Consider the following 25,179-nt stretch of genomic DNA (forward strand, 5'->3'; position numbering starts at 1 on the left):
GTCAAGTTGAATGCGGAACTTCAGCAGTTTAAAGCTAATTTTTTCAAAGCGCTCGCACACCCATTACGGATTCGAATTCTGGAATTGTTGGCCGATGGCGACAAGAACGTCAATGAAATTCAGAGTCACGTTGGCAGTGAAGGGTCAGCAGTATCCCAGCAACTAACGATCTTACGGGCTAAAAATATCGTCACCGGGTCCAAAGATGGCAATCGCGTGATTTACTCCTTGCGAGATCCAATGATTATTGAATTAATGCGGGTAACCCAACAAATTTTCAATAATCACCTGGTCGACACGATTGCCGTGTTAAGCAGTAACAAAGGAGTGCGAATCCCATCGACGAGAGTGATGAGGGAAAGGGAGTAAGGGAGGGTGCTGGTATGCCGGGGATTGTAGAGAGTTAGTTAATCGACTAATTAAGTGCATTCCGCTCAAGGTGGTCTGATAGGTGGGCACAATCCTATTTCTTTTTGGTGATTTGTGACCATTCTCCCTTTGATTCAGAATGTCCTCAGGTACTGGTGAGCGAACGCTTTTTTATTGCCGACCTATGACCATTCTCCCATTGACTCATGAAAAGCTAATATTCTCACGTTTGTTTCTAGTTCTATTCGTGATATAATGGAGATACTAAAAAGAGCTACAGATGCGCTAACACCTGTAGCCAGATGTACAAATCGATTCCCTAAAGGGATCGGCCCATATTTTAATTAAAGGGAATGGACCTCCAATGGCTGTGTGGGCTCAAGGGAGGTCTACTTCTTTTTGCTCAGTGCCACAATTGCAACAATTAAAGTGGCTAGTCCTACTATTAATGCTGCCGCTGAAATAGCAATCATCATTGTATCAGCTACTGAGACCATCTAGCACTCACCTCCTTCCATAGGAATGAGGGAGCCGACCACCCTTGAACGGGCCTATTCGTTTGTACATTTTAGAGTATAGCATAATTTGGTAAATAAGTACATGTGTTCTGTTTCGCTTTAGAATAAGAGATGTTTTTACCCTTATCCCCCCTCCCCGCAGAAAGAAAGGCCTCTGTTTTCACCACATAGGCAGTAACCTAACCTAAAACAACTGAATACTCTATGGAAGAGATTTTACTTAACGGAAATGTTTTCTATGGAGGACGAACAAATGCAAATCCATGTAATTAGACCAGGGGAGTCATTATGGGGTATATCCCAAGCTTATAGCATTCCCCTTAACCAATTGGTAACGGCTAATGAAGTTCCAAACCCAAACAACTTGGTTGTTGGGCAAACCCTTGTCATTCCGATTTGGGGAAGCTACCATTGGGTGGCACCCGGCGAGAGCTTGTACACGATCAGCAGAAGGTACAATACAACGGTCCAAGAAATCCTGCGCATTAATAACATCTCAAACCCCAGTCAGATCCCTGTAGGACTTCGCCTCTATATTCCCCAAAAAGCAAGACCAACCAAAGATGTCGGGGCATATATCGATCCGAGGATGGGGGTGGCAACCCCACAGGTCGTCGATAATGTGGGTGACCATTTAACTTTTCTCAATATCTTTAGCTATGCCTTCAACCGGGATGGCAGCTTGACCCCTGTCAACGACCAACCATTTATTAATGCCGCATACAGGCACCGGGTTGCACCGCTCATGGTGCTAACCAATTTTGAAAATGGCATGTTCAGTCAAGAACTAGCTACAACGCTCTTGACCAACGACGCTTTACAGGATCAAGTACTTGATGCAGCGATACAGGTGATGGAGCAAAAAGGATATCTCGGTTTGGATTTTGACTTTGAATATTTGGGAGCAGAAAATCGGGAGAGGTATAACCAATTTTTACGAAAAGCGAGAGCTCGCTTGAAACCAAGAGGCTATTTTCTTTCCACCGCATTAGCACCCAAAATCAGTTCCGAACAAACAGGTGTATTATATGAGGGACACGATTATGCGGCACATGGGCAAATCGTCGATTTCATTTTCTTTATGACCTATGAGTGGGGCTGGTCTGGTGGACCTCCGATGGCGGTATCCCCGATTAACCAGGTACGTCGGGTTTTAGAGTATGCGGTTTCCGTTGTCCCCCGAAACAAGGTCATGATGGGGATTCCATTATACGGGTACGACTGGACCCTGCCTTATGTACAGGGCGGGCAGCGGGCACGATCCATCAGTCCGCAACAAGCCATTGAATTAGCTGCACGATACGGTGTCGCAATCAGCTATGACCCCGTTTCCCAAGCTCCGTTCTTCCGTTATGTCGATGAACAGGGACGGACCCACGAAGTTTGGTTTGAAGATGCCAGAAGCATTCAAGCGAAATTCAATTTAGTAAAAGAATTGGGGATCCGTGGATTTTTCTATTGGGTATTAGGGCATGAATTCCCGCAAAATTGGCTGCTGATCGAAGACAACTTTGTCGTTCGAAAACGCGTTGCACCTGCACAAACATAGGAAACGTATAAAACTTTGCGTATGTCCATAACCTTTATCTATAGATCATGAGAAAGGTGGACCACCCGATGCAGCCCAACTCCAACACTGATTTCTCACCGGCCCATTTGACGGCAGAGCAGATACAGAGGATTAAGAATTTGGAAAGTGAATTGCGCAATCAGGCCAATGAAAATATAGTTTTAATCGCGTATGAATCAGAGAATAAAGGCTGATCCCTTAGGATCAGCCTTTTTCCTTTACTTTACCGCCTGGATGCGGCGAATAATATCTCCGTACTCTTTGTCATACTTTTGATAGACCTCCTGTGAGGCCTTTAGGAAGGCATCGAAATCGACCTCGTCTTCGGTAACTATTTCCATTCCCGCCTTTTTCACGACATCCAAGTACTCTTCATTCTTCTTGTGGATAAACTCACGTTCGTAGTCGCGTGCTTCGGCTGCAGCTTCTAGGAAGACTTTTTGCAATTCTGGTGAGAAACTATCAAATTTGGTTTTCGTGATGATGAATAAAGCAGGGTTGTAGAAATGTCCCGACAGGGTTAGATACTTTTGGACTTCGTAAAATTTACTCGGAACGATAATGTTCAGAGGATTTTCCTGTCCGTCAACAACGCCTTGCTGCATGGAGGTAAATAATTCTGTAAACGACATCGGTGTAGGGGCTGCGCCGAAGGCGGTGAAGCTTTCCATATGGATCTTGTTTTCCATGGTGCGGATCTTGATTCCTTGGAGATCCTCCGGTTTCTTAATTGGTTGCTTGTTGTTGGTGATATTTCGGAACCCATTTTCTGCCCAAGCAAGCACTTTAATTCCTGACTTGTCCAATTCACCCGCCACTTCGTCACCAATTTCGCCATCTAGCACTTTGTAGGCATGGTCGCGATCACGGAATAAAAAGGGAAAGTCAAATGCATTGGAAATCGGTGTGAAATTCCCCAGTGGTCCAGTCGAAGCCAGCATCATGTCGATCGTTCCAAGCTGCACAGCTTCCATCATCTCTCGCTCTCCACCAAGTTCCCCTGATGGGTGAATCTCGATCGTGACTTTTCCGCCGGTTGCCTTTTCAACGAGTTCCTTGAATTTCTGGGTTCCTTGCTGATAAGGAGAATCCTGCGAATTGGCCTGGATATGGCCCATGACAATTTTCATTTCTTCAAACTGCGATTCACTGCTGCTTGGGCTTGGCTCACTTTTCGGTTGGCTGCTTGGTTCTGGTTGCTTGGGTTCTGCATTCGTTTGTGTTCCTGATCCCCCACAACCCGCAAGCACTCCTGCAGACAAGGCAGCAACGAGTGAAAGGCTTAACCATTTATTGGACATGTTTTCCCCTCTTTTCTTAAATGTTTAGGCAATCCGTACAACAATTCCTTCAAGTTCTGCCGTTGCCGGCGGGAATTTCTCCATTACCAGTGGATCATGGCCAGGGATAATCAATTCAGGAATCGTCAGCTTGCGTACAATCTCAAAAGAGTCATACATCTCGGCCAAATTCCCCACAACGGAAAAAGGTCGGTCCTCCTGTATATTTCGGTAAAAATGGGTCGCATCCGCAGCCAGGACCACTTTTCCCTTCTCTGTTTCTACCGTTACGACCTGCAACCCGGCCGAATGTCCGCCTGTTTTGGTCACTGTGATTCCTGGAAGAATCTCCTCGCTGCCATTCACGAAATGAACCATTCCTTTAAAATTTTCTTTCACGAGGTAAACCACATCATCTACTTCCACCAAGTGGTTGAAGCCATATTTGGAGGCATACTTCCCGGTCCAGAAGCTCATTTCTGACTCCTGCACGACAAATTTGGCCTGCGGGAATTTCTCCGAGTTTCCAACGTGATCGTAGTGCATATGCGAAACGACGACATGGGACACATCTGCCGGGTCGATTCCTATTTGAGGCAGGACGCTTACTGGACAGCGGAAGAAGGTTCGTCCTCTTTGATTCGCAACCGTTTCATTAAATCCCGTATCGACGACAACTACGTTTTTCCCGTTAACCGCCACCCAAATATAGTAATCTAGCGGCATCGAGTCATCCTCGTGGGGATCACTGGGACCGTAGAAGTTTTCTCTGCTTTTTGCTTCACGTGTAGCGTATTTGATTGCGTATACTTGCCAATTTTTCATGAGTTGACCTCCTTTTATCTATGAAAATGGGATAGTTTCTTTGCCTTCTGATCAGAAGGGATAGGGTTTACGGGACCGGGTTTCAATAAGCGGAGAAAATCCGGTTAATCCCCCAAGCCCCCACAGGACCGCCGCACAATCAGCGATGGCTCTAGCTCCATCGTTTCCGCCGCCAGTTGAACCTTCTGCTCCTTCGCGCGGATTCGCTCGATCAGCCGTTTCACCGCGGCTTTGCCCATTTCATAGGCTGGTTGAACAATCGTGGTGAGCGGCGGGTCGAGGTGTTTGGACCATTCGGTTTCATCGTATCCGACCACGCCGATCTGCTCGGGAACCCGATATCCTGACTCCTTTAACGATTCCAAAATATCCAAGGTCAGCATATTGTTTGTGGAAAGGATCGCATTCGGCCGCTCCTGCGCTTCGAGCAGCACCTGCATCTCTCGCCTACAATCCTCCCGGTTCGTGACGATTTTGATCCAGTCCTCCCGCACCTCGATCCTATTGGCGCGTAATGCTTTCAAATATCCTTCAATCCGCTCCAGTCGGGGACTAATTCCCTCAGGCGGATAGAGAAAGACGGCAATCCGCCTCCGCTCCAATCCGACCAAATGATCTACCGCCAGGGACACGCCCTTGATGTTATCCACAACGATCGTGTCTGCTTGGATGTCCTGCACCTTTCGATTAAGAAAAACATAGGGCACGTGGTAGGCTTCAAGCGACTGGAAGACGGGATTCTGACCTAAGGAAGGGTTAATGATTAGACCATCGAGCTGTCGCATCAGAAAACCTTTGACATTTTCCTCTTCCCGCGCCAGATTGTCCCGCGAGTTGACGATCATCAGACTGTACCCTTCCTCCTGGCAAAGATCCTCGATCCCTTCTAGCACCTTCATCCAAAAGGGGTTTTGCAGATTGGATAAGATAACCCCTATGGTACTGGTCTTCATTTGTTTCAAGCCTTTGGCAAGGGCATTGGGTCGGTAATCTAGTTCGCGGATCGCCTGGAAAACCTTCTGCCGCTTTTCCTCCGTGATATGATGATAGTTTTGGTTCATCACCCGCGACACCGTCGATTTGGAAACCCCTGCTTTTTTTGCCACATCCTCTATCGTTACACGCATCTTCAAATCTCTCACACTCTCTGTGCAGCAGCGTAGATTTGCTTCGCCTTTTCAATGACAGGACGATCTACCATTTTTCCATCAAGGGTAAAAACGCCTTGCCCCTTCGCCTCCTGATCCGCCGCATCCAACACGCGCTTCGCCCAGACAATGTCCGCCTCCGATGGACTATATACCTCATGGATTACGGAAAGCTGCTTAGGATGAATGGCCATCTGTCCGTTGAAGCCAAATTGTCTGGCCACACTTGCCCGCTTCCGCAGGCTTGCCTCATTCTCGATATCTGCAAAAACAGAGTCATAGATCCCTTTGATGCTGAACGCTTTGGCAACGGTTACAATTTTTGAACGGGCAAAGGCTAACTCCCATCCTGAATCGGTTAAGGTGAGATCCAGGTCAACGGCGAGATCGATCGCTCCAAGGGCTATCCCAGTAATCGACGGGGATTTGGCAATTTCTTCGAGATGTAAAATCCCGCGGGCTGTTTCAATCAAGGTGATGATTTCTCCTCGATTCCCCATCAGCTCCCAACTTTTCCCTACCTGTTGTTTACTTTCCGTCTTGGGCAGCAAGATCCCAGTCACGCCCTCACACCTAGCCAACTTGACATCCTCTTCATACCACGGGGTTTCAAACGCATTGACGCGCAGGAAAATGGGTTTTGAAATCGCTTTGCCTTCGAGTTCCTCGAATACCTCGGTGATCGTTGCCTGGGCTGCCATCTTTTCATCCGGATGCACCGCATCTTCAAGATCCCAAATCAGCGCATCGGCATGACTGTTTAACGATTTAAGCAGTTTTTCCTTTTGTGTTCCTGGGGTAAAAAGCAAACTCCGATAATGCATGATTCCACCGCCCGCCTCTCTTTAGATAATTCCATCCACTTTCAGCTTTGCAATCTCCTCAGGACTGAGACCCAGTTCCCCGTACACTTCATCGTTGCTAGATCCCAGGTCAAGACCCGCATTACGGATGCGACCAGGAGTCCGGGACAATTTCGGAGCAACATTCAACATCTTCACTGAACCAAAATCGGAATCAGGGACTTCCGCGATATTTCCTCTCGCCTGAAAATGGGGATCCTGCATAATGTCTTCGATATCATAAACAGGTGCGATCGTCGCCTCAAAGGTGATAAACCGATCGATAATTTCCGCTTGATCATGCTGCTTCATCCACTCCCCAATAATCTCCTCGAGTTCATCCGCATGTTGCAAGCGGACCTGATTATTGACAAATTTAGGATTGGTGATCAGGTCTTCGCGATCGATCGCTTTAAAAATTCGCTCCACGATTTGCTGCGCACTTCCAGAGATCGCGACCCATTTGCCGTCCTTTGTTTCGTACAGATTTCTCGGGACCGACCACCCCGTGCGGTTGCCCTTGCGACCCGGAATGAGGCCTAGCAGGTCATACTCCATCACTTGGTTTCCAAGCATCCCCATTAATCCCTCATAAATCGGCAAATCGATATATTGCCCTTGCCCACCAGAGCGATCCCGCTCATATACAGCAACCATGGTGGCATAAGCACCTAACAGGGCTGTTGCTTGATCGGCTAAAGCGATGCTCGGCAAAAGCGGACCGCGGTCGGGATACCCATTGATCTGGGCGAAACCAGACATCGCCTCGGCTAAGGTGCCAAAACCCGGGCGATCCTTGTAGGGACCCTCTTCCCCAAACCCTGAAACCTTGACCATGATCAACCCTGGGTTGTTTTCTGAAAGCAGCTCATACTTCATCCCCCACTTTTCCAGCGTTTTCGGCCGGAAATTGGTGATTAGGATGTCCGCGGATTCTGCGAGTTTGCGAAACAGGGCTTGCCCCTCTGAACTGTTGAAATTCAGCGTAATCGGTTTCTTGTTGCGGGAAACCAGCTTCCATTCGAGAGACTTTCCGTCTTTTTGATTCCCTGCATTGCGCAAGGGATCCCCCTTGGGGTGTTCGACCTTAATGACCTCCGCGCCAAAATCCCCCAAATACGTTGCAAGCATTGGCCCGGCCAGGACAGTAGAAGCGTCGATTACCCGCAATCCTTCCAGGGGAAGTCTATGTTTCGGTTTCAATCGGGATCACGCCTTTCGAAATCGATTTCAGAAATCGTTTTCTAAATCGTACTACCTGTGCATATTATTGTCAATATTATTAATTTTTGTTTTGTATTAAACTAAACATATACTTTGAATATTTATTCTACTATGATAGATGTAGTTGATTTATCAATGGATAGGAGGAGTTGTAGACATGACAGAACAGCAGCAACGTGTAAAGGTAGCGGTTGTACAAGCTTCCTCGGTCATCATGGACCGTGAGGCGACGACGGAAAAGGCTGTCGCGCTCACGATGGAGGCGGCAGTAAAAGGGGCAAATCTGATTGTGTTTCCAGAGGCGTTTATCCCAGGCTATCCCCGCGGATTGACCTTCGGGACCAACGTCGGAAAACGATCGGCGGAAGGACGGCAGGACTGGTTGCGTTATTGGGAAAGTTCTGTCGTCGTACCCAGTCGCATCACAGAGATGCTTGGCGAAGCCGCGCGCAAGGCCAATGCCTATCTTGTCATCGGTGTGATTGAACGGGATCATGAATCAAGCGGAGCCACGCTATATTGTACAGTATTGTTTTTCGGCCCGGATGGAAGTCTGCTCGGCAAGCACCGCAAGTTAAAGCCGACAGGTTCGGAGCGGTTAATTTGGGGAGAAGGCGATGGTAGTACCTTGCCGGTTTTTGATACCCCATATGGGAAAATCGGAAGCCTGATTTGCTGGGAGAATTATATGCCATTGGCGAGAACAGCGATGTATTCAAAAGGGGTGCAGATCTATATTACCCCTACAGCGGATGCGAGGGATCTGTGGCAATCGACAATCCGCCATATCGCCGCCGAGGGGCGCTGTTTTGTTTTGTCGTGCAATCAATATTTTACCAAGGATATGTATCCAACAGACCTCGCCTGCTATGAGGAGCTGGAGTCTTCTCCTGATGAGATGTGCCGCGGCGGCAGCGCGATTGTCGGTCCGCTCGGGGATTACCTGATTGAACCAGTCTACGGCCGGGAGGAGATCCTATACGCTGAACTCGATTTGCGTGAAATTGCGTACAGCCAGTTTGACTTTGATGTGGTGGGGCACTATGCTCGGCCGGATGTGTTTCAGTTGATTGTGAATGAAGAGAAAAAGGAAAGTGTGAAGTGGGTCTGAAGGACAAAACTCTGCGGAAAGCGGGGTGGGATGTCCTTCATCGAGCTTATGAAGGACAAAACCCTGTGGAAAACGAGGAGGAATGTCCTTCATCTGGCTTATGAAGGACAAAACCCTCCGGAAACCGAGGCGATATGTCCTTCATCGAGCTTATGAAGGACAAACCCCTGTGGAAAACGGGGGGGATGTCCTTCATTACCTCTTTGAAGGGGCTGTACCTGTCTAGGCTCCACAACACTTCTTATACTTCTTGCCGCTGCCGCAAGTGCAAGGATCGTTGCGCCCCACTTTTGGCTTGGATTCGACTAATCCCATGTCTTGAAGGAAATTCTCATTTCTTTCCTCAGCAATCCTTTTCCACTTTTCCAAATCTGGATGTGACAGCCCCATTACCTTGTAGAAGCCATAAAGACTAGTTTCCAGTTCTGTGATAAAGGAGGTGTAGCCCTCTTCTACCATTTTTTCAATAGTGGGGACAACATCCGGTGATAGTTGAAAGCATAGTGATTCGATAAGCAGTTCCCAACTGTCTTCTTCGACATGGTTCTGTGCATCGAGCAAAACCTTGGTCGCAAGGGGTGTCTTGATATTTCGGATAATAGAAAAGGAATAAATATCCGAATCCCTATTTATTACATACGGGGCTACAGCCTCAACGACCTCATCCGACTGAAAGGAGGACAGGGCATCAGACACCTCTTCCAAAAGAACATCTTCACTCCTCACCAGCAGACTCGATAGTTGGGGAATAAACCTTTTTTGCTGGAGAAGCTTGATGTAGTACACGTTGAGAATTCCCTCAAAAGTAAACCATTCTCCCTCTTCCAATTGCTCCCTCATCACAATGTCCGTGTCGCTTTGCGAAAACCACCCGTTCTGCACGATCACCTCTGCCAACATTTTTGCCTTTATAAATAGTTCATGATCATACTCAGGTGATCCATCAAGCTCAGCCAGGGCTCCCCCATATTCGGTCCAAACTTCCTCCTCCGACCCATTTATGAGAAGTTGATAGAAATCCCACATTTCACGCTTAATAAAAGGCTGTAATTCTGCTTTAAACCTCATCGCCTGCACAGGTTTAATTTTGTTGATTAGCCCCTTGTATTCATAGTCCAACTTTTTGTTTTTTCGTTGCTGCATACCTTGAATGAGGGCTTGTACTGCGCCATCGTTGAGAAAATGACTTTTCAGGTGAGAAAGAATGAGGAATTCCTTTTTCTTCGACTGCATGGCCTCCTTTAAAAGTCGCTCCGTCCACTCTGGCGGTACGGCTGGATAGTCTTCTAAAACGCGAAGGACGAATTCTAGAACGAGCGGGTCATCATTTAGTAAATGGGGTTCAATTCTCTGTAAAAATTCCACGTTTATCCACCCTTTGTTATTAATTATCTAAATTGTACCATTGAAACTTTGGTGAACAAAATGGGGGCTTTATCTTCGAAAAACATACAGGTCGGGGTATTTATTTGTAATGATTACACCAATGTGAGCAGAAATTCATTTCCCGTGACCTGAACCCTAATTCCCGTGATCTGAACCACCGATTTTGTGACCTGGATAAGCTATTTTGGGATCTGAGGTAACTGATTAAGCCAAACGGGAGCAACCGGGTTATTTTCGAGAGCCAAAATCGATCAGATACCCCCCTGAAAAATGAAATGGGTACATTTTTTCACCTCGAGTCCTCGAGCTCCATTAAAAAAGACCCCTGATCGGGGCCTCTTTCTAAAAAATTAGTGGTCCTGCCATTGGTCTAGCATTACTGCCAGCCAACCCCTACACCCCTGAGTAGGCCAAGAATCCGCCATCAACCGGCACGGTGATTCCGGTGACGAAACTAGACATGCTGTCGTCCACGAGCCAAAGCATGGTGCCGAGCAAGTCTTCGGGGACGCCAAAACGGCGCATTGGGGTGTGCGTGATGATCTTGTTCGATCTTTCAGTCAAGGAGCCGTCTGGATTGGTTAATAGGCTCCGGTTTTGTTCGGTTAGGAAAAAGCCGGGTGCAATCGCATTGACTCGGATCCCTGCCTCGGCCAGGTGGACGGCAAGCCATTGGGTTAGGTTGTCAATGCCAGCCTTCGCTGCACTGTAAGCAGGAATCTTAGTCATTGGGCTAGGTGCGCTCATGGAAGAGATGTTGATCACAATCGCTCCTTGTTTTCCGATCATCCCGCGGGTGAAGATTTGGGTCGGGATCCAGGTTCCGAGAAGGTTAAGATTAAACACAAATCCGAATCCTTCTGCGCTCAGGTCAAAAAGAGTCTTCACCTCGTTATTCTGCATATCCGAGGCAGACAAAGTTTCTTTGGTCGTGGTGCCATCCGGATGGTTTCCCCCTGCTCCGTTGATCAAGATGTCACAGGCGCCCCATTTTTCCCGAACCGTTTGTTCAGCTTGCTTTACGCTTTCCACATCGAGTACGTTGCAGGAAACGGACATCGCTTCCCCACCTGCACTGCGAATTTCCGCGACCATTTTTTCGCCGTTTTCTGCGTTGCGATTAAGAATGGCAACTTTCACTCCTTGACGGCCTAGTTCCTTTGCCATCGTACCGCACAATACACCGCTTCCACCGGTGATGACAGCGACTTTTCCTTTTAGATTTTCATGAATCCCTAGCATGTTTTCTCCCCTTGCTCCGCCAACCACTTTCTATATTCAGCTTTTGTTTCTTCGTTTGGAGGATATACGTTAATGATGCTCACACCAGTTGCTATTTTTTGTTGTATCCAGCTTTCCAGGCGGTCTCTGTCATAGCATTTATGCGCGACTTCCTCTGCTACCTGAGAAGGAATCACAACGACCCCCTCATCATCGCCGACAATCACATCTCCAGGTTGAACCATCACGCCGCCACATCCGATCGGTACTTGAAAATCAACCGGGTGGTGCAGTACAGAACTGGTTGTCCCATGTGCTCCAGCTGCATATGTAGCAAAATCAAGTTCCTGGATGGAAGGATAGTCTCTTAATGCTCCATCTGTGACAACCCCTGCTGCTCCGCGGCACATTAAACGGGTGCAAAGAATATGTCCTAAAGATGCTGCGGAAACCTCTCCACGTGCATCAATGACAAGCACCTCGTCTTGTTCAACTTTTTCTACAGCAATCCGCTGCGGGTTGGTTAAATTATCATAATCCACCTCAAGATCAAGGTCTTCGCGAGCTGGAATATAACGCAAAGTGAAAGCGTATCCAACAAGACTCTTACCTTTTTTTAGGGGATGAACACCTTTCATAAAGGTATTGCGAAAGCCTAATTTCAACAGTTCTGAAGTTAAACTGGCTGTTGAAACATGGTGTAACTTCTCAAATGCATCTGCTGTTAATCTCATTCTTTTCCACTCCTCTGAACCCGGGGTTTAGAACCCTGTCATTTGACGGCGAATCTCTAATCCCTTTATTGGTAAAATATTTTCGCAAGACTCACTTGTAATTATTATACAAAACATCTGAAAACGTCAAATCCTTATTTTTTGGTTTTTTTGAAATCTACGGCACAGGCAAAGTAAAAAATCGACTAGGCACTGAGAAAGCTTCTGATAATCTTCCCCTGACAGAAGGAGATTTGGAAATCATCGAGAAAATAAAAGAAACAAAACTAAAATTTCAGAGTTTTGCTAGGCCGTAGGAAAGGAGTTAGTTACACGAATGATTAATGCACCTTCGATTGCCAACTGTGATCTGCTGAATATGGGGAAACAAATCGATGAGATGATCGCGGGGAATGTAAATTTCCTGCATATTGATTTAATGGATGGGCATTATGTCCCCAACCTTTTCTTGCCGACGAGCATTGTCAAAGCAATCAAAACCAAATTTCCACAGGTGATCGCGGACGTTCATCTAATGGTGACGAACCCTCAGGATTATGTGGACTTGTTGAAGGAATATGGGGCGGACTATGTCAGCTTCCATATCGACAGCACCAGCTTTTCGATTCGACTGCTGAGAAGAATTCGCGATCTGGGGATGAAAGCCGGAATTGTCATCAACCCTTCACAACGGATTGAAATCATTGAGCCTTTAATCCCCTACCTCGATTATGTTGTGTTGATGACAGTAGAGCCGGGATTCGCTGGGCAGAAGTTTATGAACGGTTCCTTGCAAAGACTAGATGAACTAAATGCACTCCGGGAAAAACATGGAGCTTCCTTTTTGATTTCGGTGGACGGTGGGATTGATTATCCCAATTCATACGAAAGTGTGAAAAGGGGCGCGGACATTCTGATTACTGGGATCTACACCGTGTTTAATCAACCGGACGGTTTAAAAGACGCTTGCCTGCGTTTTGAGCGGGAAATGAGTACGGTGAAATAGGAAAGGGGTGGCTATGTGCCACTCCTTTTTTACTGTAAAAGCTGTTCAATTTTCGGTTCGAGGTTGGCAAACCCTTTGTTCCCTGCTGCGCGGAAACTCAGCTTTCCCTCCTGATCGAACAGGTAAAAGGCCGGAACAAATTCATTTTGAAAGGCCTCTCTAATTTTATGGTGGTTATCGATGGCAACGGGGTGTTCGATGTGATATTGGGCGACATCTTGTTTTACTTTGTCTACATCAATATCCGCGGCTCGCTTGGGCATGTGCACACCCACGATCTGCAGTCTTTGGCTTCCGTATTTCTTTCGGTAGGAGACCACTTCCTCCATTACTTCATGGCAAATCTGGCAGGACACTGCCCAGAAATGAACAAGCACCGGCTTTCCCTGCAGATCTTTCGCTTGAAATCCGCCCTCGTTCAACCATTTCGTCGCACCTTCCATTGGCGGCATCGGGGTTCTGAGCCGCATCGGTATCATTTGGTCGGCTCCCTCCTTCCTTTTACAGCACTTTCTCTCCAGGTTTCCAGTTTGCTGGGCAAAGTCCTCCAGCTTGAAGAGCCTGCAGTACACGCAAGGTTTCTTCTACGGAACGTCCAATGTCGTTGTGATGAACGACTTGGTATTTTAATTCCCCATTTGGGTCGATGATAAACAGTCCGCGCAGGGCAACACCACTCTCTTCAATCAGGACACCGTAGTCGCGGGATACTTTATGGGTGATGTCTGAGCCTAGTGGATATTTTAAGCTGCCAAGTCCGCCCGCATCGCGCGGGGTGTTGATCCAGGCCCGGTGGGAATACTTGGAGTCCGTGGAAACACCGATGATGTCACAATTTAATTGCTGAAATTCCTCATAGCGATCACTCATCGCGGTGATTTCGGTTGGGCACACAAAGGTGAAGTCCAATGGATAGAAAAATAGAACGAGCCACTTTCCCCGATAATCCTGGAGTGAAACCTTTCCAAAATCCTTCCCGTTCCCAAGTGCGGTTTCCATTTCAAAGTAAGGTGCAGGCAGTCCGACTAAACGCTGTGCCATGGTTTTTAGTTCCTCCTGTCGTTTCATAAAGTTAATGTATGTATAACCCTATATTAACACTGGCGAGACCCTTTGGTTAGTACCTTTTCCCAATGCTGTGGGCATTATCCCGGTGGTTCAGAGAGGCGGTGTGGGAGTCGCTTTGACTGAATAGTGGCGGGATATTTTTCCATTAAAATGCAGAAGCTAGAAGCGTTATTTAAGTTTATTCAAGGAGTGTCGTGATGGCTTCCTCCCTTTTGCAAACGATGAAACAAGCACTTGAAATGAAAAAGAATCCCCTCCCCTGGGAGAAGGCAATCAGTGCTGCCATCTGTTCTGGGTTACCGGTGCTGATCGGGTGGCTGATCGGCAATCTGCAGTATGGGTTGATGGCGGGAATCGTGGGTTTTACGTACTTATATGTTTTTCATGAACCATATGCCGAGCGGGCGAAAAAGCTGTTTTTTGTCATGATCGGGATGGCGTTGTCAGTTGGGCTCGGTACTCTCTTGGCTCCAAATCCCCTCGGAGCAGCCCTGATGCTCGGGGTGATCGGAACTGTCGCAACTTTTATTTTCGGTGCACTAAGGATTCCTGGCCCGGCGGCAATCTTTTTTGTTCTGGGATTTGCTTTGGCGACAGGGATGCCGGAGGATCCTGTACAAGCCCCGGTGCGGGCTGGACTGGTTTTGCTCGGTGGCGTCTTTTCCTGGGTCGTCGGGATGATTGGTTGGTTTTACTCCCCCCATCGCCCGGAAAGGCTTGCTGTGAAAAGGGTTTACCTGGAGTTGGCCGCTTTTCTCGAATCGATTGGGAAGGAGAAGCTGGAGACGGAGGCTAGGCAGCGGATTGTGGTGCAGCTGGGGGATGCAGAACAGATCCTTTTGGCGGGCTACATCCCCTGGTGGAGTGCGGAGGAATACAGGCGGCTCCTGCTCTTAAACCATCAGGCGAATGCGATCTTGTTGTATGTGCTGGAGCATTTTTCAGAGCGAGTAGCGGGGATCCCGGTGAGCATTGCAGGGTTGTTGCGGGAAATTGCCGTGGGGATCGATGATCGAGGGAAAAGGGGCGAAGTTTGCGGGTCGGGTGTTGAGGGGGATGAGAGGGCCTTTGGTGATTTCATGTCCCTTATCGAGGAGGCCCATCGTTTTCTTTGTCTGCCGATTAATCAGGAAATCAAGCTGTCCAGACCACCGCTTCGGAACGTGTTTTTAGGTGCCTTCGATAAAAACTCCGTCAGTTTTCTTTTTTCCTTGAGGTATGGGGCTGTTCTGGCGTTTGCTGCTTTGATTGCGGATTCTTTTCATTTTCATCGATCCTACTGGATCCCTTTGTCCTGTGCAGCGGTCATGCTCGGTTCAACGATTGTAACCACTTTTCACCGCGCGATCCAACGTTCGATCGGTACCGTTGTCGGGATCCTGGTTGCTTCGTTTGTTCTATGGATGCAGCCCGAAGGATTTGTGATCGCACTAGTGATGATGCTGCTCACCTTTTGTACTGAGCTTTTTATTGTACGAAACTATGCCCTTGCGGCGACTTTTTTTACCCCGAATGCCCTGTTGATCGCCGAAACAACGACCCAGATGCATGATGTTTCCTATTTTATTTCCGCCAGGTTGATCGATATTGTGATTGGTTGTGTGATCGGCCTGCTTGGTACCTTTTTAATTGGAAGGCACTCTGCGTCCAGCCGCCTTCCCCATTTAATCGCAAAAACCCTGCGCAGCCAGGCGCAGTTTCTATTTGTATTGTTTGGTGGTGGTTCTGTCGGTGAGGCTTCGGAAACGAATGAACGCCGCAAAATGCAGACTAACCACGCGAATCTAAAGACCGTATTCTCGACGGCGCTTGGGGAGATTCCGATTGATCGGACCGCCTTGCAGTTTCTCTGGCCGGTGATCTTTTCCATTGAGCAGTTGGGCTATTTGTTGAATGCCAGCCTCATAAACCCTGAGCGTCCGGTGTTGTCCGATGAGGACCTTGCCCAGCTGCTGCTTGTGTTTGAGAATATGGCAAAAGCAACTGAACAGGGACGGGTGCCGGATAGGAAATCGGTCCCCGTGATCCCTGGGTTTCCGAAGATACAGTCGGAGATCGCCGCGTTGCAGGAGGCATTGGGGTTGGCTTGCCAGGGGCGGGCTGGTAGATGACAGGAAGGTGATGACCATTTCCGCATCTTCTAAACGGAATTTTGGTCATCATACCACCGATGATGACCGTTTTCACATCTTCTAAACGGAATTTCGGTCATCATAACCCCGATGATGACTATTTCCGCATCTTCAAAACGGGATTTTGGTCATCATCCCCCCAATGATGACCGTTTTCGCATCTTCTAAATGGAATTTCGGTCATCATCACCCCGTTGATGAGCTTAATGATGGTTAGAGTGTCCCTGAAGGTTGTCAGTTTTCGTCCAATTCAACGGATTGTGGGTTCGCTCATTTCCCTATTTGATATTCATCAAAAAATTCTGTAACCTTGTAATCATCATATACCAATTGGAGGCGAAAAGATGGCGATCGATGTCTATATCAACTTTAATGGAAACTGCCGGGAGGCTGTGGAGTTTTATGCACAGGTCTTTTCCACAGAAGCACCGCGCATTATGGCTTTTGGAGAGGCACCGCCGAATCCGGAATTCCCATTGCTAGAGGAGGCAAAGAATCTGGTGATGCATACGGAGCTTCATATCTGTGGGGGCCGGGTGATGTTTTCGGATGTTTTTCCGGGGATGGAGTTCAACCAAGGCAACAATATCACGCTTGTGGTCATCAGTAAGGATCGAGATGAAATCACCTCGATATTCAACCAGCTCAAAGAGGGTGGGGAAGTAAAAATGGATTTACAGGAAACTTTCTGGAGCAAATGCTATGGCATGGTGACGGATAAATTTGGGATCGGGTGGCAATTGAGTCTTGAAGGATAGGGGGACTTCCCCCCTATTCCTCCCAAGCTGGATTCCAAACGACTTCCCACAAATGCCCATCCGGGTCTTGAAAGTGACCAGAGTATCCACCCCAGAAAGTATCATGCGCAGGGTCTGTGATCACCGCACCAGCTTTCTCGGCCTGTCCCATCACTTGATCAACTTCTTCTTTACTCCCCACATTGTGTCCGATCGTAAATTCAGTGGGGCTTGGCTCGTTCCCCGCCTGCACCTTCGCCTCATGGGCAAGATCCCTGCGGTTCCACAAAGCCAGCTTTAAGCCTCCTTGCAAATCAAAAAAGGCGACAGCACCATGCTCAAACTCTTCGCCGACGATCCCTTCCGTTGGCAGCCCGAGTCCATCACGATAGAATTCCAGCGATTTTTTCAAATTGTCTACACCGAGTGTAATGACCGTAATACGTGGTTTCATAGATTTCTACCCTCGCAAATAACTTAATGTGCCCTTGGCGCTTTCCATGATCATCCCGATTTCACTGTTCCAACTGAAAAATTGCATGCCTAGATCCTGACATTGTAGGAGCAGCTTCTTATTCGAGCTAATGATTCCGGACCAGCTTCCAGCATCCTTCGCAGCGTCCGCTACTTTTTTCATTGCATCCTGCATCAATGGGTGTTGATAATCGCCGAGGATCCCCAGTTCCATCGAGAGGTCATTTGGTCCCACAACGACTCCATCGACACCCTCGACTCGAGCGATTTCCCCCACCGCCTCAAGGCCTGCAACCGTCTCAATCTGCGGAATGATAAAAGTATCCCGGTTTGCCCGCTCAATGTACTCTGCCATATTCGAGGAATTGTAGTCAGTATGTGCACGCAAAGTAGAAATCCCCCTTTTCCCCAGCGGAGCATACTTCGCATAGTCGACCACTTGCTTTATTTCCTCTGCAGAAGACACCATCGGCACCAACAAGCCATCGACCCCTGCCTCCAGATACTTCAAAATACATTCTCGGTCAATTTTCGGAATGCGCACAATGCAGGTTAGGTTGACCCCCTTTGCAACCGCCGCAATATTCGCCACATTGGTATAATCAAAAGACCCATGCTCACAATCGACGATCACAAAGTCAAAGCCACTCCGTTTAAAAATCCGCACAATATTCGGCACGTACATCTCGGAAAGCATCGTTCCGAAAACATTTTTATTCTCGACAAACTCCATTTTCAAATGACTCATTGCTCTCTCACCACCGGCATCGATTTATTTTTAAGAAACGTATCCGTCTCAGCCAAAGTCCCGCATACTCCAGCACACACAAGGGCCAAGCGGAACAAGCCCAAGAACACTTCGTCCTGCAAAGGCGGCAGCGCGCCTTCTAATCCCGTCGTTCGCTTAATCACCTCAAGCAGCTTCGGATTTTTCCCCGAGACCCCACCGGAGAAAACAATCCGTTCAAGAGCCCCTCGATCTTCACAAATCACACTGATGTACTTGTCGTAGGTCGCCGCAATGTCCTCATAAGCCGCCGCAAAAAGAGTGGCGATTTCGAAATTCTCATTTGTGATCTGGCTAATTGCCCCCGCATCGGCCTCCATCGTTTTGAAAAAGCTGGTGTTCACCCTCAACCCCTTTGAGGAATCCCCAATGATCCCCTGAAGGCTTGTCCAAATTTCGTTTTTATCGACCTGAACCCCGAACACCGAGGCACCGATCCCCTGGATAAACTGAATCAGCACATCGAGGTTTCGCCCGCCCGGCATGCGTGAAATTGTATACAAATACTGTCCGTCAAAAAAAGGTCTGATCTCGTAATGCCCGCTACGAAAATCCTGTTGGATCATCGAAATTTGTGCGGCCGTGCCGATATTAATGCTCACGTCCGTCCCTGGTTTTGCCAAGGTCCCCAAAATCGCTGCTTGCTGATCCCCCACATCCGGATAGACGGGGATATCGAGCCCTTGATATGAATAAAAACCGGCAATGTCCAGCGAATCCCGCAGCTTAGGAAACTCAAATGCTTCGCAGCCTATTTTACGAATTAACGATTGCTCCCACTCCACTTGGACCACGTTAGCCAATCCCGTGGGGGCGGCATTGGTCAGGTGGGAGACGTTTTGACCGGTCAGACGGAAAATCAGATAAGATCCTAATGTGCAAAAGTGGGTTTTGCCGCTGTCTGTCGGGGGTAAACCCTGCTGAATCATCGTATAGAGATTACATAAAGCAAGGGGCGCTTTGAGGTAGACTCCTGTTTCCTCCATTTCATCCCTGCTGATTAGGGTTTCCAAGTGCTGCAAATAGCTCACGCCAGCGCGACCCGGCACCTCCTCCAGGCAGCGCTCATCCTGCCAAGAAACATACGGTGTCAGTGGTTTTCCCCGGTTATCCGCAAGAACGAACCCATGCATCTGCGTAGAAAAGAGAATCCCCCCTATTTCCTCGCCATACTGTTCGATCGAACGGTCAATAATCTGCTTGGTGATCGAATAGATTTGTTCGGCGCTTACTTCAAATCTTCTTCCGGTATCCTCTAACCTTTGTGGCATGGGGAAGGACGGATGACGTGTGATCGTAAGCCCTTCGATGTCCAATATGGCTGATTTAATAAACGTACTGCCAAGATCAACGGTTATATATTTCAAATTTCAGGTCACTTCCTCTTGGATGGGGACTCATCGCTACGTGCGGTGGCTCCTATCCCCTTCTGTCATGTTTGAATCATTTAAATTTTACTATAAAATTTGTTTTTTTGGAAAACTAATTTTAAGGGATTTTAGGGAAGGAGCCGGCGCGGCCGATTAAACCGTTTACTTCGATACCCGGTGAGCAGGGAGCCTATTTTTTGAGTTGTAGTTTTTTTTTAGAGGCTGTGACCAAATCTATCTCCAGTTCATCCAAAAGCCTTTTAAAATCGCCTCTTAACCACGTATACGTGTGGGTCTGTTTTAAATAGCGCATGCACATCATAAGATCAATCAGTGTATCGGTTGTGAGTGAGATCGTCAGTAGTTGGAATGTGTTTGGCAATTGCAAGATAAACGCTTTCAAATTTTCCATTTGGTATGTCGATAAATCCCCATAAGTGGCCTCTATAGATATTTTCAACGCATCTTTGGTTGCAATCGGATTACTAATCTGTATTTTTATGCTCATCCTCTTTACCTCCCGCGAATGTGATGCCAGGGATCTAGTTTCGTCGTTGTATATTTATCATAATATGGATTTCGCTTGAGGGGAAAAGGAATCGTCCAACAAATTTCTTTTGGAAGGTGGCGGATTTTGTCTGATCCACAGGGATATAGGGGATGTGGGGTGTGGGCTGCAGGCCTCTGTCCACTAGCCCTTTGGTTCCAGAGAGAAAAATCGATCTCTGCTAAAACCTTTTAAACGGTGTCAGATCTCTTTCGAAATTGGTCAAATCAAAACAAGTAGTAACTACCTTTCTTTTTAATCCGAGAAATAGATGGATTCGACAAATTCCGACCGAGGTCTGATCCCGAGTATGCTACGATAGAAGGAAATGGAATGTTAGGGAGAGAGGCAATGACTGATCTATTTGGATATCCTTTATTTCTAAGCGGTGTGACCGTTTTTTTTGCGGCGGGGCTGCAGGTTTTAACGGGATTTGGCTTCTCGCTGATTTGTGTGCCGATCCTGCTTTATTTTTATCCGGGGTATGAAGCAATTTGGATTAGCCTTGTGCTGTCCTCCTTTTCAATTTCCGTACAAATGCTGAGAAATCACTCGCGGCCGCGTTGGGACTTAGTTCGCCGTTTAGTCGGCTTTGGGGTTCCGGGGTTAATCATTGGTTTACTGACAAGCGGGATGCTGAATGCGGTCCACCTTAAAGGAATTGTCGGGGTCGTGGTACTGGGATATGTGCTCTTTCAATTGATTCAGCGGAAAAAGGAGCAAGTCCCGATCGAGAGCGGGGAACGTGTGAGGGGCTTTGATCTTGCAGGTTTTGCAGCGGGATTGCTGACCGGGGTGGCGGGAATCCCTGGACCTCCAGCAGTTGCCGTGTTGATTAAGATGTTGAAAAAAGAGGAATTCCTCGCTACGATTGTGGCCTACTTTTTAACTATTTTCTTAACGGCAATCGGTCTTTCCTTCGTCTTTCATACGGAGGCGCTGACAAGTGATCTCTTTATTACAGTGCTAATCTTAATGGTGCCTACCTTGCTCGGCCTTTTACTGGCACACCCGATTCGCCAATCGATCAACGAGCTTAATTTTAAAAAGTTAGTTTACCTTCTACTAATTATTGTCGGCGTCTCTTCACTTTTGCAGTCGTTAAATCAATAGGGAATAAGCAGAGAAAGCGCCCTGCCTCTAAGAAGACAGAGCGTTTTTCTGCTTTACACATCCAAATTCTGATCTTTCAGCTGCTTTTCTGCCATCTCGCCTAGAACCGGAAGCTTATACCATCTCCCTTTGTAAGCTTGTAACATGAGGTAGATCCAGAGGATTAAAGACATGGGTGCTACCAAAAGGCCAATTAACCAACCAATGATAGGAATAAAGCCAAGAACGATGTTTAACAGGATCAAGAATACAGATACGAGGATGGATTGCATTGCGTGGAATTTTACAAAGCGGCTTTCCTTTTCTAAAACAAGAAAGATGATACCTGTGATGATCCCCAGTAAATAACTAAGAACCCCAGCCAAATTCACATCCATCCCGGTTGAAGACTTTTCCTTTTGTTTTGGATCGTTCACTTCCTGTTGATTCATAATCGTTACACCCCCTAAGAAGATTCTTGATGAATCGCTTTGCCGTTGGAGTCTACCCGGGTTCATGCCATCGCGGCGAAGTTTGAAGAACTACCGCGGTTTTGGTCGCTTCCCTATCCTCCTATCTCATCTTATGCATGGGTCTTTGGAATTATATATCCGCAAGAGCACATTTTGTGAAGTGGGAGGAGGAGGCGGGTTTCATGAACCGAATGGTTTTCCAGAACATAAAATGTAGCATCTTCTTTTATTCGCCCGGGAAAGGGGTTGATTCCATGAGTATGCCAAAAATACCGGAAGAAAAGCACAGGCCGGATCTCGATGAAACGATCATTGACTTGTTGGAATCCATTGCCCTTGAAGAAATTGCCCTCTCCCATTTAATTAATGCCGAAGCGGAAAATTTGCAGGCTTTTGTCGGGAAGGATTTGGACTTTCCGTCGAATCCAAGTAACAATGATATTTTAAGATTCAACGTGACCGTTCTTCGTCTAATGGAAACGTTGATGTTTAAAGAGTTATTTTTGCTCCGTAAACTAGAAACGGTATCCCAAATAGGGATGCAGGTGGATTTTGAGGAGTAAGAAATGGATGGGAAAATGGAACGCTCCACTTTTTTACTGTTAGAGACCACTCTAAATATGAAAAGGGCACTTTGTACTTTTCTACGGGAATATCAGCGTTTTCTCAAATCTTTGGGTCGCCAGAAACAGTTGCAAGGGGCGCTAGCGCTATCTTTTCCACGTCTATTATTCTCTTTGCAAATGATTCGGCAGATCCATTGTCAAAAAATCCATTTGCTTGGGAGAGATGTGAAACAAAGTGCGGCATTCAGGCGCTTCTTTGATGAAGACCAGAGGATCGAGAGGCAAATTTCCTCTACGTTGCGGGAAATCCAAAAGTATCTTTCAGGAGACATTCCCACCCCCTCCCCACCATGGCTTTTGTCCCATGTCAAGGTAAAAAATGATGACTATTTCACCACATCGGGAGTTATCAAACGGACTTTGGGATGATATGATTAGGGTAAAGGAGGTGAAAATATTGGGAATTCGTTTTCTTAAGATTGCCGTGATTTATTTCCTCGTTGCAGTTTTCATGGGGATGTTTATGTCGATTTCGCATCAATTTCAATACGCACCATCGCATGCACATATGAACTTGTTGGGGTGGGTTTCTCTTGCATTAGCCGGTATCATTTATCATTTGTTTCCTAACATCGCAGAGAATAAATTGGCAAAAACCCACTTTTGGCTGCATAACATTGGTCTTCCCGTTATGATGATCGGATTAATTATCCTGGAATCTGGAAATACTGCGATCGAACCCGTGATTGCGATTGGAGCGACGGTCACCACGATTGGCATTATTGCTTTCGTTTATAATGTCGTGGCAAATTTAAAGGCCACCGTTAGTCGGGGCCCTTCGTCAAAGCGTAATATTCAGGGGTAGAATTTGAGAGCGAGCCTTTCTGGGCTCGTTTTTTATTTTCTTAGAAAGTTTATCGCCAGCCCCAACCTTCGCTGTCGATGCTGATGACCCCATTTGTCATCCCGCCTAGTTTTCATTATAGGAGGGAATGATGAAAAATGAGTGAAGGACTTGTTAGGGTTTTATTAACGTTTTGTTACGATTTTGGCGCCGACCCGGCTGCCACTGCCGAAAACCCACCGTCTACGGTGAGCACTGTCCCTGTCATCCAGTTTGCTTCTCTAGAGGCTAGGAAAACGACAGGGCCTGCGATTTCTTCGTAAGTTGCCAAGCGTTTAAAAAGCGCCCTGCTGCTGCGCTCTTTGATTCCTTCTTCGGTGCTGATGGTGTTCATCAATTCCCCCTCGATCGGTCCTGGCGCAACGGCATTGACCGTGATGTTGTAGGGTGCTAGGTCAATCGCCAAAGCTCTCGTCAACCCGTTCACTCCCCCTTTTGAAGCACAGTAAGCTGCTGCACCCGCGACGCCCAATTGGGATGAGATCGAGCTGACATTAATGATTTTTCCTTTGTTCGCACGGGCCATGATTTTCGCAAATTCTTTGCTGCAGTAAAAATAGCCGTTGAGGTTGATGTCCATCATCTTTTTCCAATCTTCGATCGTCAGTTCAAAAATCGGTTTGTAGCGCAGCATTGCAGCATTATTGATTAAAATGTCTACGCAATCGAGCTGTTCTTCGACTTGTCTGGCGGCGGCTGCTATGGATTCCGGGTCACTTACATCCATCACGATCCCTATGGCGGTTTCGGGGTAGATTTGGTTAATGGCGGCTACCGTTTCGTTTACCCCTGCCTCATTTATATCGGTGATGACGACCTTGGCACCTTCCGCAGCCAGCTGATGGGAAATTTCTCTGCCCAGTCCGCGTGCAGCACCTGTTACAACAGCGACTTCTCCACTAAATTTTTTCATACGTTCTCCTTTGTTTTTGCAGCTTCAGTTGCTTTTTGAGCATGGTCTAAAAAGCTTCGAAATCCTATCGAAAGAATCGCCCGGTCTCCGCCAACGGTGATGATTTTGCACCCAAGGTCGCGCCATTTATGGGTAGACTTTTCTATTTCCTGTTGGGTGCTTTCCAACAGCATAGGAGCGATGATGTCAATGTTTTTTCGGGCGGCCTGATCAACCATGGTTTGCAGGGTTTCGTGTAGCAGTGGATGATCGAGTTGACCTGGGATCCCTAAAGTTTGAGAAAGGTCAAATGGTCCCATCATGATTCCGTCGATGTCAGGGACAGTCAGAATCTGGTCAAAATTTTGGACTCCCTCTTCTCCCTCGACGAGCAGCCACACCATGGTTTCCTCATTGCTCCACTTGACATGAGCGGACCAGTCGGTGGCATTGTATTGTGTAGAGCGTGTCCATGGACAAGTCCCCCGCATCCCATTTGGCCAATATTTGGCTGCGCGAACCACTTTTTCCGCCTGTTCCTTCGTGGTCACGCCGGGGACCAAGACTCCCATTGCCCCCGCATCGAGGACTTTGAGGATCATGCTTTCATCCTTGTTTGGAACCCGAACAATCGGAGTCAGCCCGGTTGCGTCTGCGGCTCGAATCATGGCTGTTGCCATATCCATACCAAAGTGCCCGTGCTCCATATCGATAATGACGTAATCGTAACCCTGATAACCTACAACCTCCACGATTTCCGGGGAAGCCATCTGCACCCACGTCCCCATCGCCATTCGACCCTCCTTATGGGCCAGCCTTACTTTGTTCACCTTTTGATACATGGACATACCTCCTGAAGGATAGAATCGATAAGTATAGTGTTTATTTTATATTAAATATTCTGATAAGTAAAACTATACAGTG

General features: G+C 47.3%; 29 protein-coding genes. 12 read left to right on the forward strand and 17 right to left on the reverse strand.

Going from position 1 to position 25,179, the window contains the following annotated elements; all coding sequences use genetic code 11:
* Window positions 1-6: 6 nt before the first annotated feature.
* The 3 genes from J2Z37_RS10440 (at window position 7) to J2Z37_RS10450 (ending at window position 2,651) form a co-directional block, all read left to right on the forward strand.
* Window positions 7-369, forward strand: coding sequence for an ArsR/SmtB family transcription factor (locus J2Z37_RS10440; protein WP_209810203.1), 363 nt, complete (start codon window positions 7-9; stop codon window positions 367-369).
* A 771-nt stretch (window positions 370-1,140) separates the two neighbouring features.
* Entirely contained in the window at window positions 1,141-2,436 is a 1,296-nt protein-coding gene (locus tag J2Z37_RS10445) for a glycoside hydrolase family 18 protein (protein ID WP_209810204.1), read from the forward strand.
* 68 nt (window positions 2,437-2,504) lie between these two features.
* On the forward strand, window positions 2,505-2,651 hold the full coding sequence (locus J2Z37_RS10450) for a hypothetical protein (RefSeq protein ID WP_209810205.1): 147 nt from the start codon (window positions 2,505-2,507) through the stop codon (window positions 2,649-2,651).
* A 24-nt stretch (window positions 2,652-2,675) separates the two neighbouring features.
* On the opposite strand, the gene J2Z37_RS10455 is transcribed toward J2Z37_RS10450, so the two are convergent.
* The 5 genes from J2Z37_RS10455 to J2Z37_RS10475 form a co-directional block, all read right to left on the reverse strand.
* Entirely contained in the window at window positions 2,676-3,758 is a 1,083-nt protein-coding gene (locus J2Z37_RS10455) for a TRAP transporter substrate-binding protein (RefSeq protein WP_209810206.1), read from the reverse strand.
* Window positions 3,759-3,782: 24 nt separating this feature from the next.
* Complete coding sequence (locus J2Z37_RS10460; protein WP_209810207.1) at window positions 3,783-4,562, reverse strand: N-acyl homoserine lactonase family protein; 780 nt, start codon at window positions 4,560-4,562, stop codon at window positions 3,783-3,785.
* A 104-nt stretch (window positions 4,563-4,666) separates the two neighbouring features.
* Window positions 4,667-5,689 carry a LacI family DNA-binding transcriptional regulator gene (locus J2Z37_RS10465; protein ID WP_209810208.1) on the reverse strand — a complete coding sequence of 341 codons (1,023 nt, stop codon included), beginning with the start codon at window positions 5,687-5,689 and terminating at the stop codon, window positions 4,667-4,669.
* Between the two features lie 11 nt (window positions 5,690-5,700).
* Window positions 5,701-6,534 carry an HpcH/HpaI aldolase/citrate lyase family protein gene (locus J2Z37_RS10470; protein WP_209810209.1) on the reverse strand — a complete coding sequence of 278 codons (834 nt, stop codon included), beginning with the start codon at window positions 6,532-6,534 and terminating at the stop codon, window positions 5,701-5,703.
* Between the two features lie 21 nt (window positions 6,535-6,555).
* Window positions 6,556-7,755: a CaiB/BaiF CoA transferase family protein gene (locus tag J2Z37_RS10475; protein WP_209810210.1), complete on the reverse strand. Its 1,200-nt coding sequence runs from the start codon at window positions 7,753-7,755 to the stop codon at window positions 6,556-6,558.
* Window positions 7,756-7,933: 178 nt separating this feature from the next.
* Here J2Z37_RS10475 and J2Z37_RS10480 point away from each other — a divergent pair, with 178 nt between their 5' ends.
* Together J2Z37_RS10480 and J2Z37_RS25825 are read left to right on the forward strand one after the other, a co-directional pair.
* Window positions 7,934-8,887 carry a carbon-nitrogen hydrolase family protein gene (locus tag J2Z37_RS10480; RefSeq protein ID WP_209810336.1) on the forward strand — a complete coding sequence of 318 codons (954 nt, stop codon included), beginning with the start codon at window positions 7,934-7,936 and terminating at the stop codon, window positions 8,885-8,887.
* Between the two features lie 100 nt (window positions 8,888-8,987).
* The gene (locus J2Z37_RS25825) at window positions 8,988-9,113 is read left to right on the forward strand and encodes a hypothetical protein (protein WP_280922195.1); all 126 of its coding nucleotides are present in this window, start codon (window positions 8,988-8,990) and stop codon (window positions 9,111-9,113) included.
* Here the strand turns inward: J2Z37_RS25825 and J2Z37_RS25995 are convergent.
* From J2Z37_RS25995 to J2Z37_RS10495, 3 genes are all read right to left on the reverse strand, one after another.
* Entirely contained in the window at window positions 9,110-10,252 is a 1,143-nt protein-coding gene (locus J2Z37_RS25995) for an SEC-C metal-binding domain-containing protein (RefSeq protein WP_342453812.1), read from the reverse strand. The genes J2Z37_RS25825 and J2Z37_RS25995 overlap by 4 nt on opposite strands.
* A gap of 414 nt (window positions 10,253-10,666) precedes the next feature.
* Entirely contained in the window at window positions 10,667-11,515 is an 849-nt protein-coding gene (locus tag J2Z37_RS10490; RefSeq protein ID WP_209810211.1) for an SDR family oxidoreductase, read from the reverse strand.
* Entirely contained in the window at window positions 11,509-12,228 is a 720-nt protein-coding gene (locus tag J2Z37_RS10495) for a ribonuclease activity regulator RraA (RefSeq protein WP_209810212.1), read from the reverse strand. Before J2Z37_RS10495 ends, J2Z37_RS10490 begins: the two co-directional genes overlap by 7 nt.
* A 316-nt stretch (window positions 12,229-12,544) precedes the next feature.
* Here J2Z37_RS10495 and J2Z37_RS10500 point away from each other — a divergent pair, with 316 nt between their 5' ends.
* Window positions 12,545-13,213 carry a ribulose-phosphate 3-epimerase gene (locus J2Z37_RS10500; protein ID WP_209810213.1) on the forward strand — a complete coding sequence of 223 codons (669 nt, stop codon included), beginning with the start codon at window positions 12,545-12,547 and terminating at the stop codon, window positions 13,211-13,213.
* Window positions 13,214-13,242: 29 nt separating this feature from the next.
* Here J2Z37_RS10500 and J2Z37_RS10505 read toward each other — a convergent pair whose 3' ends face one another.
* Together J2Z37_RS10505 and J2Z37_RS10510 are read right to left on the reverse strand one after the other, a co-directional pair.
* Entirely contained in the window at window positions 13,243-13,692 is a 450-nt protein-coding gene (locus tag J2Z37_RS10505; RefSeq protein WP_245203723.1) for a redoxin domain-containing protein, read from the reverse strand.
* A gap of 22 nt (window positions 13,693-13,714) precedes the next feature.
* Window positions 13,715-14,254 carry a peroxiredoxin gene (locus tag J2Z37_RS10510; RefSeq protein WP_209810214.1) on the reverse strand — a complete coding sequence of 180 codons (540 nt, stop codon included), beginning with the start codon at window positions 14,252-14,254 and terminating at the stop codon, window positions 13,715-13,717.
* 224 nt (window positions 14,255-14,478) lie between these two features.
* Here J2Z37_RS10510 and J2Z37_RS10515 point away from each other — a divergent pair, with 224 nt between their 5' ends.
* Together J2Z37_RS10515 and J2Z37_RS10520 are read left to right on the forward strand one after the other, a co-directional pair.
* Window positions 14,479-16,392 (forward strand): FUSC family protein, encoded by a 1,914-nt coding sequence (locus J2Z37_RS10515; RefSeq protein ID WP_209810215.1) that lies wholly within the window; start codon window positions 14,479-14,481, stop codon window positions 16,390-16,392.
* A gap of 365 nt (window positions 16,393-16,757) precedes the next feature.
* Window positions 16,758-17,171, forward strand: a complete 414-nt coding sequence (locus tag J2Z37_RS10520) for a VOC family protein (RefSeq protein WP_209810216.1) — start codon at window positions 16,758-16,760, stop codon at window positions 17,169-17,171.
* Window positions 17,172-17,184: 13 nt separating this feature from the next.
* Here the strand turns inward: J2Z37_RS10520 and J2Z37_RS10525 are convergent, their stop codons facing one another.
* From J2Z37_RS10525 to J2Z37_RS10540, 4 genes are all read right to left on the reverse strand, one after another.
* Window positions 17,185-17,604, reverse strand: a complete 420-nt coding sequence (locus tag J2Z37_RS10525; RefSeq protein WP_209810217.1) for a VOC family protein — start codon at window positions 17,602-17,604, stop codon at window positions 17,185-17,187.
* A 6-nt stretch (window positions 17,605-17,610) separates the two neighbouring features.
* Window positions 17,611-18,372: an HpcH/HpaI aldolase family protein gene (locus J2Z37_RS10530; protein WP_209810218.1), complete on the reverse strand. Its 762-nt coding sequence runs from the start codon at window positions 18,370-18,372 to the stop codon at window positions 17,611-17,613.
* Complete coding sequence (locus tag J2Z37_RS10535; RefSeq protein ID WP_209810219.1) at window positions 18,369-19,778, reverse strand: sedoheptulokinase; 1,410 nt, start codon at window positions 19,776-19,778, stop codon at window positions 18,369-18,371. The genes J2Z37_RS10530 and J2Z37_RS10535 overlap by 4 nt, the downstream gene beginning before the upstream one ends.
* 193 nt (window positions 19,779-19,971) lie before the next feature.
* Window positions 19,972-20,289, reverse strand: a complete 318-nt coding sequence (locus J2Z37_RS10540) for a hypothetical protein (RefSeq protein WP_209810220.1) — start codon at window positions 20,287-20,289, stop codon at window positions 19,972-19,974.
* A gap of 390 nt (window positions 20,290-20,679) precedes the next feature.
* Here J2Z37_RS10540 and J2Z37_RS10545 point away from each other — a divergent pair, with 390 nt between their 5' ends.
* Window positions 20,680-21,441, forward strand: a complete 762-nt coding sequence (locus J2Z37_RS10545; protein ID WP_209810221.1) for a sulfite exporter TauE/SafE family protein — start codon at window positions 20,680-20,682, stop codon at window positions 21,439-21,441.
* Between the two features lie 53 nt (window positions 21,442-21,494).
* Here the strand turns inward: J2Z37_RS10545 and J2Z37_RS10550 are convergent, their stop codons facing one another.
* Window positions 21,495-21,872: a DUF4870 domain-containing protein gene (locus tag J2Z37_RS10550; RefSeq protein WP_209810222.1), complete on the reverse strand. Its 378-nt coding sequence runs from the start codon at window positions 21,870-21,872 to the stop codon at window positions 21,495-21,497.
* 275 nt (window positions 21,873-22,147) lie between these two features.
* On the opposite strand from J2Z37_RS10550, the gene J2Z37_RS10555 reads away from it, so the two are divergent.
* Genes J2Z37_RS10555 through J2Z37_RS10565 form a run of 3 tightly spaced genes read left to right on the forward strand, consistent with a single transcriptional unit; the run spans window position 22,148 to window position 23,324 of the window.
* Window positions 22,148-22,456: an alpha-helical endospore appendage domain-containing protein gene (locus J2Z37_RS10555; RefSeq protein ID WP_209810223.1), complete on the forward strand. Its 309-nt coding sequence runs from the start codon at window positions 22,148-22,150 to the stop codon at window positions 22,454-22,456.
* 3 nt (window positions 22,457-22,459) lie between these two features.
* Entirely contained in the window at window positions 22,460-22,888 is a 429-nt protein-coding gene (locus J2Z37_RS10560; RefSeq protein WP_209810224.1) for a hypothetical protein, read from the forward strand.
* A gap of 28 nt (window positions 22,889-22,916) precedes the next feature.
* The gene (locus J2Z37_RS10565) at window positions 22,917-23,324 is read left to right on the forward strand and encodes a cbb3-type cytochrome c oxidase subunit I (RefSeq protein WP_209810225.1); all 408 of its coding nucleotides are present in this window, start codon (window positions 22,917-22,919) and stop codon (window positions 23,322-23,324) included.
* Between the two features lie 175 nt (window positions 23,325-23,499).
* On the opposite strand, the gene J2Z37_RS10570 is transcribed toward J2Z37_RS10565, so the two are convergent.
* Complete coding sequence (locus J2Z37_RS10570; RefSeq protein WP_209810226.1) at window positions 23,500-24,276, reverse strand: SDR family NAD(P)-dependent oxidoreductase; 777 nt, start codon at window positions 24,274-24,276, stop codon at window positions 23,500-23,502.
* On the reverse strand, window positions 24,273-25,097 hold the full coding sequence (locus tag J2Z37_RS10575; RefSeq protein WP_209810227.1) for an HpcH/HpaI aldolase family protein: 825 nt from the start codon (window positions 25,095-25,097) through the stop codon (window positions 24,273-24,275). The genes J2Z37_RS10570 and J2Z37_RS10575 overlap by 4 nt, the downstream gene beginning before the upstream one ends.
* Window positions 25,098-25,179: the final 82 nt, after the last annotated feature.

Source organism: Ammoniphilus resinae (assembly GCF_017873965.1).
Taxonomy (GTDB): Bacteria; Bacillota; Bacilli; order Aneurinibacillales; family RAOX-1; genus Ammoniphilus_A; species Ammoniphilus_A resinae.